Source organism: Peristeroidobacter agariperforans, assembly GCF_004138335.1.
GTDB lineage: Bacteria > Pseudomonadota > Gammaproteobacteria > Steroidobacterales > Steroidobacteraceae > Steroidobacter > Steroidobacter agariperforans.
The window spans coordinates 1283220-1296914 of record NZ_RYFW01000001.1; the positions used below are offsets into that span (position 1 = coordinate 1283220).

Sequence of the window (13695 nt, forward strand, 5' to 3'; positions counted from 1 at the left end):
TCCGACGCTTCATGGGTTTCATAGGAAACGCGCCGATCTCATGAATCCTCAATTGACTCTTTCGTAGCTCATGACACTATCCGGTAGCTCCAAATCACTTATGGGAGAGTGTCATGACTGAGAAGGAAGATGAGACGCTTGAGGTTGTTGAATATGACGTGAAGTTGATCGACCTCGGCGATGCCGTCGACGAGACCAAGCAAGTAGTTCCACATGGAGTATGGCCGGACTGCCAATTTGCAGTCGGCGCAAGGCCCGGGTGCGGTTAGAGTCGCCCGGATATGGCAATGAAGGCGGTTCTGCCGACCAGATCGTCCTGATTGAAATCAAAGCCGGCCTCACCGTACACCTCACTGAAACTCGGCGAGCGATCGAAGATATCTGACGCACCAAGGGTCACTTCGAAATGCTCGCCGATGTCTTTCGTCAGATTGAAATCGACAGTCGGTCCGGGGCAGACACGCCTGCCAGTGCGCATAAGCGCGGAATCGACATCGTCATAGCATGAGTTCCAGCGGGCGAGAACGTTCGCATTCCATTCCGCGGTGGCGATCTGCAACCAGCCGCGCAGCCGCCACCGAGTGATCGTTCCCAGGATATTCGCGACTCCAGTTCGCTCGCTGCCAGGGTCGCTGCTGCTGGGAAGGTCCGCGTAGCGAAAATCATCGGTATACGTGATGTCCAGGCGAGGAGTAACTCGCGCAATCTGTGTTTTGAACGTATTTGACACGGAAGCATCAATGCCTCGTGTTTCAATCTCACCGAAGTTGGCGCGCCTAACGTCGAGCGCTCGCAATCTACCGCGGCGGCCAGCCGCGATGTCATCGGATGTCGCGGGGTCACGCACAATGCGACCATCCAGCGCAGTATCCTCATAGGCAAGAAGCGTCACAGGAGGCACGATCGCGATCCGGTCCTGCAGTGAAACACTCCAGAACTCGATCGAGGTGTTGAATGCGTCTTCCGCAGAGCCATAAGTCAACCCGAATGTTGACGATCGGCCTATGGTGGGGCGTAGGCCTTCATTGCCGCCGAAGACAATCGTCACTGGCACGATCTCTCCCCACGAAGGGTCAAATATCACCGTCGAGGTTGACCCCACGGGTAAATTGAGATCAAACATTCGTGGCGCGGCGAACGTGTCACTGTATGAAGCGGATAACCGGAGCCGATGCTGCGGTTTCCATTCCAGTGAATACTGGTAGCTGGTGACGGGATCGAGTTGCTCATAATCATCCAGCCGAGCCCCGAAGGTCGCTTTCACGCCTTCAACGATCGGAAGCTGGAAGATTCCGAATCCAGACACGATCTGTCGATGCAGCTTGGCTGTCACGTTGCCGTAGTCCGCGAATTCGCGTGATACTTCACTTCCGATTTGAGCAGATGCGTTTCCACCTGGCATGTTGAAGAGGTCGCCGCGGACGCTCGCGGAAAATACGGTGCCCCCAATGACGGAGCGCACGGTACTGGCAGGAGACAAGACGTGGCTGCCGCCCAGGCCCGGCCTGTCCGTCAGAACGTTCAACGGGGAGGCTGTTAGCCCCGAGAGGCTTTCCGCTAGAGCACCATAATCTATCCAATTGCTCGATGTGGTCGCAGCATCTTCCGTCGAGTGCAATGCGTAAATCGAATAGTCGAGCTTGGACCAGCGGCCATCAATTTGAAGTACTCCGCGGAGGAGGGTGGAGTCGACTTCATCCTGAGGCAATGGCAGACCGGTGAGAGCCGCTTGAACAGCGACCGGTACGCCAAATCGGTTTTGGTAGTGATTCGCGCCAAGCACGAAGCCGGGAATGACGTTGGGAGCGTACTGAAGCGTCACTGATCGATCAGCCAACAGAAACTCGGACCTCAGCAGGACCGTCCCGACTTCACGTTCGGCGATCGCCGAAACATTCATTCTCCTTATTTCTGGCACGATGTCTTGCCACGCGTACAGGCTGGACTGATTCTGTTCACCGGCGGCGAAATCAATTGAGCCTGCCGGCGAGGCGCTCACCGCGGCGGTGGAAGAGTTGAGGCCGGCGAGATTGCGTCCATCCAAACTGCTGACGTTCGGAGGCGCGGAAAAGGAGGATCGATAGTCGCGAGCGCCAAAACGTCTGAAATCCTGATTCCTCCATCGCTCACGCTCCGCGCCGCGCAGAGACGAAGTCTCGGAATAGTCCAGGACCAACGAAGCAAGCCAAGAATCGTCCAATGCGCCCGCCACAATGGAGGTGTGTAGTACACCGGCGCCACCTCGAGCGCCTTGGATTCTTGCCTCTGCGGTTTGCGTGTCGCTTGTCTTCAGCACTAAGTTGATCGCGCCGCCCAGTGCATCCGCCCCGTGGGCGAATGACACCGTATCCGGGCTCGCTTCTATACGTTCCACGGCGCTGAGTGGAATACTATTCAGATCTACGCAGTCCTCGAAAAAGTCTGCAGCAGATCCAAATGTCGGGCGCCCATTGATCAACACTTTGACTGGCGCGACTCCTCGCAACGCTGCACACTGAGTTCCCGTTGCACGATATCCGACCCCCCGATGGAATGCGGTTTGCGACAACTGCTGCAACACATCGGGCAGGTTGTCCTTGCCGCTGTCTTCCAGGCGCTGGCGGTCGAAGGTCGTTGGGAACGTGGCGTCAGCGAACGAGGGCCAGCGCGCGGCCGTGACAAGCATCCGGTCAGAGGAAGGTGGGATCGTGACTTTACAGATTTCTCCTTCCAGGTCGCGTGCGATCAGGTCCTGCGCAGGAGGCACGCTCGCTCGCGGTTCGACCGAGATCGTTCCCTCGTCCATCCACCGGAACGTGAGGTTGGGCTTTTCAGCCAAGATTTTCAGAATGGCGTCGAGAGGCGTCCAATGACCGTTGTAGGGTCCGACAACGGTCTCTTCTTCCGCGTTGCTTGTGGGTAGGTAGTAGATCCTGAGATCGGATTGACGGCCCAATGAGTTGACGACATTGCGGAACGTGTCCCGCGGGATTCGGTAGTCGAACGATCTATCATTCAGGCGGGGAATTTCGCGGGCTACGATCGCGTAAGTGCCACCGTCGGCCGGGCTATTTATTTGTCCACAGGATGCATTGGCGAGTAGATTAAACAGTTGGACGGGGGACAGGAGCCCATTGATGGGGCCGACATAGGGATCGCTGGTGGTGGATACGGTAACCTGAATCCCATACCGTTCGCTGACCAGCTTCGCGACTTCGACGAGCCGCATTCTCGGGATGTTCCACTCGATTGGTTCGTCGGGGGCAGGCCATGATGAACTCTCCGACGCGGCTCCGTTAGCACACGGGCCGCAAAGCACAGGTGCCAGGAGAGCGCCGAGAAAGGTCTGTGCTGGACGACTGCGCATAATTCCGTTTCCACACATCCTATTTGCACACGACCGGTCAACAGTACTGCGTAATCCTCTTAGTCCTCGGATATATTTGCTCGCACGAATTGAGCAGCCAATGTTTTGTGCACCCGCAACTTGGCGAGGAGTTCCAGGGCGGACCTCCTTTGTCCGCCTGTCGAGTCGTCACGAAGATGGGCTCGCGCTGAATCGGTGATGTCGCTTGCGTCTCGTCCGGCGGCCACACCTCTTTCGTGTGTAGCGGAGCAGAGCGACGCCGTCGAGAGCAACTTCAAGTCCAATGATCTGGCCCTTCTCCAGCCGTCGGGGGCCGGTAGAGTCCTGCGGTTTCTACCTACATCGCTCGGGCGAGTTGTCAGGCGCAGCTTATTTTGAGGCCAACGGAAGAAATCGCTGCGCTGCCTCGTACTCCTATCAAAGGCTGCAGATTGGCTGCGTGCCGAATAGGAGACTCACATGAAAACTCGTTCCATGCTGATCGGTGTTGCGATGGCTGCCATGTTGAACTGCGCAGCTGCGAATGCCCAGGTTGTGGGTGGGCTGGGCGGCGGCCTGGGTGGCGGTTTGTCGGGTGGTCTGCGCGATATGAGCATGGCCACGCACGGCACACTCAATGGTTCGCTCGGAGCTGACCTCGACACGCGCACACTGCGCCGGACCACCCGGGATACTGCTGAGCGCGCGACAAATCGTGCGCGTAACACGACGAGTGCTGTGCGCGATCGCGCCAGTGAGACGGTTGATAAGACGCGAGAGAAGGTGGGTGAGACGCGTCAGATGGCGACGGCCACGGCGTCATCCGCTGCAGCGTCCGCAGTGAGCGCCGTGAAGGACGTGCAGATTGAAGGCGCCGCTGATATGGCCGGCTCTGCGGGCTCAAATGCCAGTCGCGACGGCAAGGACGGTTCGACGCCTGGCCTGCTGAGCGGCGCGACTGGCGCAGCGACCGGCCGCGAAGCGGGCACTGAGAGCGGGGGGTTGCTTGATGCACCGAAGAGCACGACGGCGTCGGAGGCTTCGCAGCCATCCGGTGGTTTGAACATCGCCGGCAATGCGAACGGCTCGGCCTCCGCATCGCGCAGTGGAGCCTCCACCGAAGGTGGTGGTTCGATGGGCGCGTCGCCTAAGTAACAATCATCGGTGAGACGCCGGGGCCAATCCCGGCGTCTCTCAATCCGGCGGTCGGCCCTCATCGCATTTCTTGCAATCCAATTCCACGCCGAGCGCCGCCTGGCGTCCTTCCGGCGTAACGACCCAAGGTCTGTTCGTCCAGGGCGGATTGTGACGAACATGCTGGTTGTGGCCACACGCGAGCCGCGCCACCCAGTGCTGTTCGTCGTCCTGATGAAACGAGACGATCTTCCGCTTCATCGGGGCGCCGCAAACACCTGCGTCCAATAGATGCCCGCATCGCTCTTGCGATCCACCGCGAAGGCAATGCCCATTTCAGTAAATCCCGGCGTCATGATGTTCGCGCAGTGGCCCGGGCTTTTGAGCCAGAGCTCGACGACGGTTTGCGCGGTCTGGGCGCCGTCGGCAATGTTTTCGCCGACGGTGCGCCACTTGTAGCCGACGCGCGCTGTGCGCTCGCCGACCATGCTGCCATCGGAGCCCCGGTGTTCGAGAAAGCTCTTGCTCGCCATGTCCTGGCTATGGATCAATGCGGCCCGATGCAACACGGCTGACAGCGTCAATGGCGGAACCGCCGCAAACTGTTTCCGCCCGCACTTGCGGGCTTGGCCGCGGGCCGTATTCACGAGCGATAAAACTTCCTTGCTGACTTGCGACGTATCCTTCACGCCAGGCGTGACGAACGGTGTGGCCACGACAATCCAGATACCGTCGCGTTGCTGATAGACGCCAATTTCCTTGAGCGTGGCGTCGGTGATGGTCTCGCAATAGTTGGCGCGCAGGACCTCGAGAATGGCTTTCCGGTCGGTGGCGCCTTCCACGTGCATCGAGGCGGAATTCGTGAAGCGATAATCGCCGCGCTCCATCGCTTCTCGCAGGCGGCCGCCCTTCGACCATTCACGCGCGACGCCATCGAGGCCTTTACTGGATCGCAGCGGCTGCGAGACGCCGGGGCGCTTGTCGCAGCCTTGGCGTCGAAGCTGATTCAGGTCGTCGGCGATGTCCGCGAGTGCCGGCATCGCAATCCACGCGCCGCACAGAACGACCAACGCACTCGCGAGTTTTCTCATGCAGCGATGTTAAGTCATCGCGTGCGAGTGATTCGAGTGCTTCCGGCGATGCGTCGTGTGCCGGGGCTTCCTCACCGCCGTGCCCAGCGAACGATCGTCCTGCACGAACTTTCGAATCGCATCCTCCAGCGGCCGCTCGGCGTCACAGTAGTCCTGCCATTCGGTGGCCTTGCCTGCATGGTCCGCCGCAGTTCGCAGGGTGTAACGCGTCGGATCGAGGCCTGCTCTAACCTGCGACCAGTTCAACGGCATGGAAACCGTCGCGCCTTCGCGCAGGCGCGGCGAGTAAGGCGCGACTGCCGTCGACATGCGATCGTTGCGCAAGTAGTCGAGGAAGATTTTTCCGCCGCGCAGCTTCTTCGACATGTTCACCAGATAGCGATCGGGACTGTCCTCCGCCATCCGCGTGCACACGCCCTGCGCGAACGCCTTCGCTTCCGGCCACTTCAAGCGATTCTTCTTCGCATCGGCCAGCGGCGTGACGACGTGCAGGCCTTTACCGCCGGTGGTCTTGCAGAAGGCCACCAGGCCGAGCGCTTCGAGGCGCTCTTTGATCTCTTTCGCTGCGATGATGACATCGTTGAAGTCGAGATCCGGTCCGGGATCGAGATCGAACACCAACCGACCCGGCGTTTCCGGTTTGTAGGGTTGGCAATTCCAGGGGTGCAACTCGATGCCCGCGATCTGCGCAATCGCTGCCAACGCTTCGACACGATCGATCTGCAGATACGGCTTGTGGTCGCCGAACACCTTGACCAGCGAGAGCAGGCTCGAGGTGCCTTGCATGGCGTGGCGCTGGAAGAAGCGTTCCTTGCCGATGCCATCCGGCGCGCGGATCAGCGAGCAGGGGCGGCCCTCGATGTGCGGCATGATCCATTCGCCCATGCTCTCGTAATAGCGGGCGAGCTCGAGCTTGGTCACGGGCTTCTTGTCGTTCGCGTGCGGCCACAGAATTTTATCGGCGCTCGAAATCGGCACGCCCATGACGACATTCGATCCTGCAGCGGCCGACTTGCTCGACTTCGCAGTGGCGGATCGTTGCTTCGCAGCTTTACTGCGAGTGGCCGTCTTCGCTGCAGCTTTGGCCTTGCCGCGAGCGGCCTTCGGCGCCGGCTCCACGACATCGACGTCTTCGGCCACGGCCGGCCGCTCCGCGATGATCTCGCTCGCCGGTTTGTCGGTGCGCAAACCTTTGAAGGCGGCCTGACGAATATTGCCGTCGCCGGTCCAGCCCGCGAATTCGATCTCGGCGACCAGCTGCGGTTTGACCCAGTGAATCTCGGGCTTCTTGCGCGGCGCCGTCTTGCCGCCAAAGGGATTCTCGTCGGTCTCCAGCTTCTTCAGCTTCGGCCACAGCTGCCGGACCTTGTCGCCGCCGAAACCGGTGCCGACCCGGCCGACGTGAACGAGATGACCGTCGCGATTCACGCCGACCACCAGCGAGCGGAAGTTCGCGCCGGTTTGCGTCCAGCCGCCAATCACGACTTCCTGTCCGGCGCGGCACTTCGATTTCGTCCAATCGCCGCTGCGGCCGGCGCGATACGGAGCATCGAGGCGCTTGGAGATAATGCCCTCGAGATTCATGCGACACGCCGACTGCAAAACCGCGTCGCCGGCGGTCTCGAAGTGATCGACATAGCGAATCAGCGAGCTCGAGTCCTGTCCTTGGTCGCCCAAATAGTCGTGCAACGCGGCTTTGCGATCCCGCAATGACTGCGAGCGCAGGTCGCCGTCGTCGCTGTACATGAAGTCGAAGGCGAAGAAGATCAGATCGTCGGTGCGATCTTCCGACAGCGCAGCTTGCAGCGCCGCGAAGTCCGGCGAGCCGTTCTCGTCGAGCGCGGCGACTTCGCCATCAATGATGGCGTTGGGGAACCCGGCGGCCGCATCGGCAATGGCCTGGAACTTGTGAGTCCAGTCGAGCCCTTTGCGAGTCTTCAATGTGACTTCGCCATTGGCGATGCGCAGTTGCAGGCGATAGCCATCGAACTTCACTTCGTGACCCCAGCCCTCGCCAGCGGGCGGGCGGTCGACCGGCTTGCACAGTTCGGGCTCGATGAACGCAGGAACGCGTGCCCGTTTGCCGGAAGCTTGCTTGGCTCGCGACCGCGAAGTCTTCGTAGCGCGGGCTTTCTTGTGAGCCACTGCGGTGGTGTCGGGCGCCGCTTCTACCGGATCGCGGTTGGAGTTCCACACCGCATCCGCTTTGGTTGGCTTGCTGCTCAACATGAACGGTTTCGGCGCGCGCCCCTTGCCGGCGGCGATCGACGCCATCGGCCGGCCCGAGGCGACCGAGCGATCCTCGCTCATCATTCTCTCGACGCCCTTCGCATCCGTTGCGTAGTCGTCGCGATGTTTGATCAGCAGCCAGTTGGTGCGCTTGCCGCCGTAACGATCGCCCTTCATGCGCACCAGCACGAAGCTGCCTTTCAGGCGCTCGCCCGCGACTTGAAATTTCAACTCGCCCTTTTTCAATTGCGCTTCGGCCGACAGCTCGCCTTCGGGGCGCCAGAAGCCGCGATCCCAGAGTTGTACTGTACCTCCGCCGTATTGGCCCTTCGGGATGGTGCCCTCAAAGTCGCCGTAATCGAGCGGGTGATCTTCCACTTCCACCGCGAGTCGTTTGTCCTTGGGATCGAGCGACGGGCCGCGCGTGACCGCCCAGGATTTGAAGACGCCGTCCAGCTCCAGCCGGAGATCGAAGTGCAGGCGGGTGGCCGCGTGCTTCTGGATCACGAAACGCAACTCCGGCGACTTGTCCACCTTTTGCCGGCCGCTGGGCTCGGCGGTCCGGGTGAAATCGCGCATGGAGCGATAGCGTGAAAGTTTGCGAGTTGCCACATCACACCTCTGCGGGAAACAATCGGCGGCGAGTAAGTGGAAACGCTGTGAGAGCGGACCACGTTCCTTAACCTGAGACAACCATGAAAATGCTGAAAACGACTGCGATCGCGGCGCTGACACTGACCGCCCTGAGCGTGGCTGCGGCCGCTCCGGAGCGCCTCAACGTCAAGCTCGGCTTGTGGGAAATGACCTCCATCGTGCGTTTCAGCGGCGTGCCGCCGTTGCCGAAGGAAGTGATGGATAAAATGACGCCGCAGCAGCGCGCCAAGCTGGCCGCAGATCTCAAGGCTGCCGCCGCCGAAGAGCCGGAGCCGGAAACCAGCAGCGAGTGCATCACGCAGGAGGATCTGGACAAGCCGTTCAAGTCCGCCGACCCGGATGACTGCACCTCGACCGTCGTGCGCACCACACGCACCAGTCAGGAATTCCGCATGGTGTGTACCGGCAAGACCAAAGGTTCGGGCACGTTCAAGGTGAATACGCCGACGCCGGAAACCATGAACGGCACGATCGATCTGAAGGCGGGCGAGGGGCCCGATGCCTTCGTGATTAAAGGCACGATCAAAGGCCGCTGGCTTGGAGCGGACTGCGGCGATGAGGAAGATAGCGACGACATCGCCGACGACGAAGAAGACTCCGCAGAGCAGTAATCGCAACCGTCGGTAATGAGGGGCCGCGATTCTCGCGGCCACTTCCCTTATGCTTGCCGCCAGCAATAACGCCTGGAGGCCGCATGACTGTTCGCAATCATCAGTTCCGTCTGGCAGCCCGGCCGGTGGGCGCGGTGAAGCGTACCGACTTCAACTACGTCGAAGAACCGGCCCGCTCGCCTGGCGACAATGAAGTGCTGGTGAAGACGTTATATCTCTCGCTCGACCCGGCAATGCGCGGCTGGATGAACGAGGGCAAGTCATATGTTCCACCCGTGGCGCTCGGCGAAGTCATGCGCGCCGGCGGCGTCGGCAAAGTCATCGAGTCCAAACATCCCAAGTTCAGTGCCGGCGACTTCGTGTACGGCACGCTCGGCATCCAGGAATACGCGACGCTCGATGGCAAGGGGCTGAGCAAGGTCGATCCTTCAGTCGCGCCGCTGCCGGTTTATCTCGGGACGCTCGGTATGCCGGGAATGACCGCGTATTTCGGCCTGCTCGATATCGGCAAGCCGCAGCCAGGCGAGACGGTCGTCGTTTCAGGCGCGGCGGGTGCCGTTGGCACGGTCGTCGGTCAGATCGCGAAGATCAAAGGATGTCGCGTGGTTGGCATTGCCGGCGGCAAGCAGAAGTGCGATTACCTCACGCAAACGCTCGGCTTCGACGCCGCCATCGATTACAAGTCCGAGGACGTGAAGAAGGCGCTGCGTCAGCATTGCCCCAAAGGCGTCGATGTTTATTTCGACAACGTCGGTGGCGACATTCTCGACATCGTGCTCACTCAGCTGGCCCGCAAGGCGCGCATCATCATCTGCGGCGCGATCTCACAGTACAACAGCACATCGGGTGTGAAGGGGCCGTCGAACTACATGTCGCTGCTGGTCAATCGCGCCAGCATGACTGGCATGGTCGTGTTCGACTACGCCGATCGGTATCCGGAAGCGGGGCGGGAGATGGCAGGTTGGCTGCAGAGCGGCCAGCTCAAGACGCGCGAAGATATCGTCAGTGGGTTGGAAACATTTCCGGAGACGCTGCTGAAATTGTTCAGCGGCGAGAACTTCGGCAAGTTGGTGTTGAAAGTCGCTGACGCGTGAGTCATCGGCCGCTCGCGCGGCCTCTTCTTCAGAAGGGTTTTTTTTCGATCTGCAGCAGAGGCGTTGCGCTGGCGAATGGCGGACGGCTTAAACGCCCGCTCTGGCGAGCAGCACGGCCGACACGCCTTGCGCCGGCCGGTTCGCGTCGGTGTTCCTGTACGAATGCGGTACGTTCCCCGGAAAGGCGAGCACATCGCCGGTGGCCAGGTCGAAGCGGTCGCCGGCGACGAAGATCGTCACCTGGCCTGACAGGCACGTGAAGAACTCCCGCGTGCCGGGCAGGTGAGGCGAGCCTCGCATCGATGCGCCCGGTGCGAAATCCATCACCTGGAGCACTTCGTCCGGCACGCGCTCCGGAATCAACGATCGAATCGTGACGCCGCGTCCGGCACTCTGTGTCGCCATCTCATCGCTCGCCCACTTCCGAACCTTCGCTCGCGGCGAGGCGAGCAGCTCATCGAGCGGCACGTCCAGCGCATTGGCAACCTTGACCAACACCGTGAGCGACGGGTTGCCGCTACTCGATTCCAGATTGGCAATGGTCGAGCGCGGCACGTCAGCACTCTTCGCCAGCGCGCCTTGCGTGAGATTGCGCACCTGGCGAAAGGCGACGAGATTGCGGGCGAGGTGTTCGGCGACGAGTTCTGGCTTGTCCATGCTTGCTACCGCTTGCCAATATATTGGACACGGTGGTTGGCTAGTTGCTGCAGGTCCCTAAGATGCTGTCATCGAAGGAGACCCTATGCAAACTCAACGACAGTCCGAAACTCCGCGCCGGTTGACCGGCGTAAGAGTCGCGATCACTGGCGGCACATCGGGGCTCGGCCTCGCGCTGGTCAGGGAGCTCACGCGTCGCGGAGCTCTGGTTGCTTTGGTCGCTCGCACGCCCGCTCGCGTTGCCGTCGTGGCAGCGGAAGAATCTGCGCACGGCATCGTCGGCGATGTTTCCAACAAGCACGACATTCACCGTATCGCGCTGCAAGTCACCGGCCGATTGGGCGGGCTCGATGTGCTCATCAACAACGCGTCCGATCTCGGTCCCGTGCCGCTTGCGGTGCTCGGTGACACTCAGTGCGAGGATTTCGAGCGCGCGCTGGTAACGAATGTGCTCGGCCCGTTTCGATTGACGAAGGCGCTGCTCGGTGCGCTGGCCGCGTCGGCGCGTGAAGGGAAAGGTTCGCTGGTGTTGAACATCTCCAGCGACGCGGCGGTCAACGCGTACCCGCAGTGGGGCGCTTACGGCGCTAGCAAGGCTGCATTGGCGCATATGACGCGCATCTGGAACGAAGAGTTGTCCGCGCAAGGAGTGCGCTTCATCGCGCTCGATCCAGGCGACATGGACACGCCGATGCACGCCGCCGCGCTGCCCGACGCCGATCCGTCGACGCTCAAGCAACCGGCCCAGTCAGCGTACGAGCTGGCGGAAACCATTTGTGATTTGCTGCCGGCGCGCCCGGCGCTGAGAAACGCATCATGATTCCAGCCGATCGCCCCACTCAACGACCCGCCACTGCTCGTTTGCTATATGTCGACGAGCACGGCGCGATTCGTCACGCGCCGCGCTCGCAATTGGTGGACTTGCTCCGTCCCGGCGATCTGGTGATTGCAAATGACGCCGCGACGCTGCCGGCGAGCTTGCAGGGAATGCACGTGCGCACTGGACGCAGCATCGAGGTGCGGCTCGCAGGCAAGCCATCGCTGGCTCATCGAGATGTGCAGCGATTCATCGCTGTGGCATTCGGGCCCGGCGACTATCGCACGCGCACGGAAGATCGGCCGTTGCCACCTGTGTTCGAGGCGGGCGATGAGCTCGAGCTGGGTTCCTTGATCGCGCGTGTCGAACGAGTACTGGGGCATCCGCGACTGCTCGCGCTGCGTTTCGAAGCTGCGGTCGATGAGTTGTGGCGAGGGCTGGCCGAGCACGGTCGTCCCATTCAATACGCTCATCTCAGCGAGCCTTTGTCGCTATGGGATGTTTGGACCTCGATTGCGGGCGCGCCTGTGGCCTATGAGCCACCGTCAGCCGGATTTGTGCTGGACTGGCAGATGCTCGCGGACTTCGAGGCGCGAGGCATCGAGTTCGCAACGCTCACGCACGCCGCGGGGATTTCCTCCACGGGAGATCCGGAGCTGGATCGCAAGCTGCCGTTCGATGAGCCGTACCGGATTCCGGTCGCGACCGAAGAGGCGATTGCGGCCGCGTTGTGCGAGGGCCGGCGGATCGTCGCGATCGGTACGACGGTCGTGCGGGCGCTGGAGCACAGCGCCGCGACTTTCGGCTCGGTTGCGGCCGGCGAGAGCGTCGCGAATCTCCGGATCGACGCCGAGACGCAGCTGCGCGTGGTTGACGTGATTCTGTCCGGTACACACGAGCCCGGCACCAGTCACTACGCGTTGCTGCAAGCATTCGCCGACAAAGCAGCGCTGCTGCGCGCGGATGACGCGCTGGAGAGTGCCGGCTATCGCAGCCACGAATTCGGCGATTCCGTTCTGATTGAACGCGATAGCCGTCGATATTCGCGCCCGGCCGGACCGACCAGGGCGACTAAAAGTGGGGGCGAAGATTTTCCGGAACGTCAAGGACTGGTCGGACGGCGTGCGCCACGTATACTCCGCCGTTTTGCGCCGGCGCCCGCCCATGTGGTTCAAGAATCTCATCGTCTATCGCCTGCCCGACGACTTCTCTGTCTCCGCGACTGAGCTGGAAGAGAAGCTCGCCGCGCGCTCGCTCATGCCGTGCGGCAGCTTCGACATGCAGAGCAAGGGCTGGGTGTTCTCCAGTGACCTGGAGCGCTACGTCCACACGGTCAACGGCCAGCACCTGATCGCGCTCGGCGTGGATCAGAAGTTATTGCCGGGCTCCATCATCCGCCAGGTAGCTACCGATCGCGCCAAGGAGATCGCCAAGGAGCAGGGCTATCCGGTCGGCCGCCGTCAGATGCGCGAATTGAAGATGCGCGTCACCGAAGAGCTGCGCGGTCGCGCGTTGACGCGTAAACGCGTGACGCACGCGTGGATCGATCCGGCGCACGGCTGGCTGGTCGTGAATGCATCCAGCGAAGGCAAGGCCGAAGAGCTGGTCGAGACGTTGCGGGACACGCTGGGCAGCTTGCAGGTCACGTTGATGGAGACGGAGCGCTCTCCCTCGTCCTCGATGACGGCCTGGTTGGCGCTGGGCGATGCGCCGGTCACGTTCACCATCGATGACGATTGCGAATTGCAGGCGGCGGATCAGAGCAAGCCGGTGGTTCGCTACGTGCGCCATCCGCTCGACGGCAAAGAAATCCGCGCGCAGATCACCGGCGGCATGTTCGCGACACGTCTCGGCCTGACGTGGAAGGATCGCATCTCGTTCGTACTGAACGAGAAGCTGCACGTGAAGAAGGTGGAGTTCCTGTTGATGGACAAGGACACGCCCGCGGAAGGCGAGTCGGCCAATCCGGGCGAACAGTTCGATATCGACTTCACCCTGATGACCGGCGAGCTCGCCGCGCTGCTGGCCGATTTGGCCAAGGCCCTCGGCGAACCGGAACAGAAGCAGGCCGCGGCTGCATAAC

General features: G+C 61.4%; 12 protein-coding genes. 7 read left to right on the forward strand and 5 right to left on the reverse strand.

Annotated features, from left to right (window positions below; translation table 11 throughout):
- Positions 1-113 precede the first annotated feature (113 nt).
- On the forward strand, positions 114-269 hold the full coding sequence (locus EK373_RS33000) for a hypothetical protein (RefSeq protein WP_157994230.1): 156 nt from the start codon (positions 114-116) through the stop codon (positions 267-269).
- Here EK373_RS33000 and EK373_RS05520 read toward each other — a convergent pair.
- The gene (locus EK373_RS05520) at positions 266-3208 is read right to left on the reverse strand and encodes a TonB-dependent receptor domain-containing protein (RefSeq protein ID WP_198683087.1); all 2943 of its coding nucleotides are present in this window, start codon (positions 3206-3208) and stop codon (positions 266-268) included. The genes EK373_RS33000 and EK373_RS05520 overlap by 4 nt on opposite strands.
- Positions 3209-3805: 597 nt before the next feature.
- Between EK373_RS05520 and EK373_RS05525 the strand changes: the two genes are divergently transcribed.
- Positions 3806-4480 carry a hypothetical protein gene (locus EK373_RS05525; RefSeq protein ID WP_129641720.1) on the forward strand — a complete coding sequence of 225 codons (675 nt, stop codon included), beginning with the start codon at positions 3806-3808 and terminating at the stop codon, positions 4478-4480.
- Between the two features lie 39 nt (positions 4481-4519).
- On the opposite strand, the gene EK373_RS05530 is transcribed toward EK373_RS05525, so the two are convergent.
- The 3 genes from EK373_RS05530 to ligD are packed head-to-tail and all read right to left on the reverse strand — an operon-like array spanning position 4520 to position 8391.
- Entirely contained in the window at positions 4520-4720 is a 201-nt protein-coding gene (locus EK373_RS05530; RefSeq protein WP_129641721.1) for a DUF3565 domain-containing protein, read from the reverse strand.
- Entirely contained in the window at positions 4717-5550 is an 834-nt protein-coding gene (locus tag EK373_RS05535) for a CAP domain-containing protein (RefSeq protein WP_129641722.1), read from the reverse strand. Before EK373_RS05535 ends, EK373_RS05530 begins: the two co-directional genes overlap by 4 nt.
- A gap of 9 nt (positions 5551-5559) precedes the next feature.
- Complete coding sequence (gene ligD, locus EK373_RS05540; RefSeq protein WP_129641723.1) at positions 5560-8391, reverse strand: DNA ligase D; 2832 nt, start codon at positions 8389-8391, stop codon at positions 5560-5562.
- A gap of 83 nt (positions 8392-8474) precedes the next feature.
- Between ligD and EK373_RS05545 the strand changes: the two genes are divergently transcribed.
- Entirely contained in the window at positions 8475-9044 is a 570-nt protein-coding gene (locus EK373_RS05545) for a DUF3617 domain-containing protein (protein ID WP_129641724.1), read from the forward strand.
- An 83-nt stretch (positions 9045-9127) separates the two neighbouring features.
- Complete coding sequence (locus EK373_RS05550) at positions 9128-10138, forward strand: NADP-dependent oxidoreductase (RefSeq protein WP_129641725.1); 1011 nt, start codon at positions 9128-9130, stop codon at positions 10136-10138.
- Between the two features lie 87 nt (positions 10139-10225).
- Here the strand turns inward: EK373_RS05550 and EK373_RS05555 are convergent, their stop codons facing one another.
- Positions 10226-10795 carry a helix-turn-helix domain-containing protein gene (locus tag EK373_RS05555; RefSeq protein WP_129641726.1) on the reverse strand — a complete coding sequence of 190 codons (570 nt, stop codon included), beginning with the start codon at positions 10793-10795 and terminating at the stop codon, positions 10226-10228.
- Between the two features lie 85 nt (positions 10796-10880).
- On the opposite strand from EK373_RS05555, the gene EK373_RS05560 reads away from it, so the two are divergent.
- From EK373_RS05560 to EK373_RS05570, 3 genes are read left to right on the forward strand one after another with little or no spacing between them, the layout of a single operon-like run.
- Positions 10881-11615 (forward strand): SDR family oxidoreductase, encoded by a 735-nt coding sequence (locus tag EK373_RS05560; protein WP_129641727.1) that lies wholly within the window; start codon positions 10881-10883, stop codon positions 11613-11615.
- A complete protein-coding gene (locus EK373_RS05565) occupies positions 11612-12838 on the forward strand; it encodes an S-adenosylmethionine:tRNA ribosyltransferase-isomerase (protein WP_129641728.1) in 1227 nt (408 codons plus the stop codon). Before EK373_RS05560 ends, EK373_RS05565 begins: the two co-directional genes overlap by 4 nt.
- Positions 12777-13694 carry a recombination-associated protein RdgC gene (locus EK373_RS05570; protein WP_129641729.1) on the forward strand — a complete coding sequence of 306 codons (918 nt, stop codon included), beginning with the start codon at positions 12777-12779 and terminating at the stop codon, positions 13692-13694. The genes EK373_RS05565 and EK373_RS05570 overlap by 62 nt, the downstream gene beginning before the upstream one ends.
- The last annotated feature ends 1 nt before the right edge of the window (position 13695 follow it).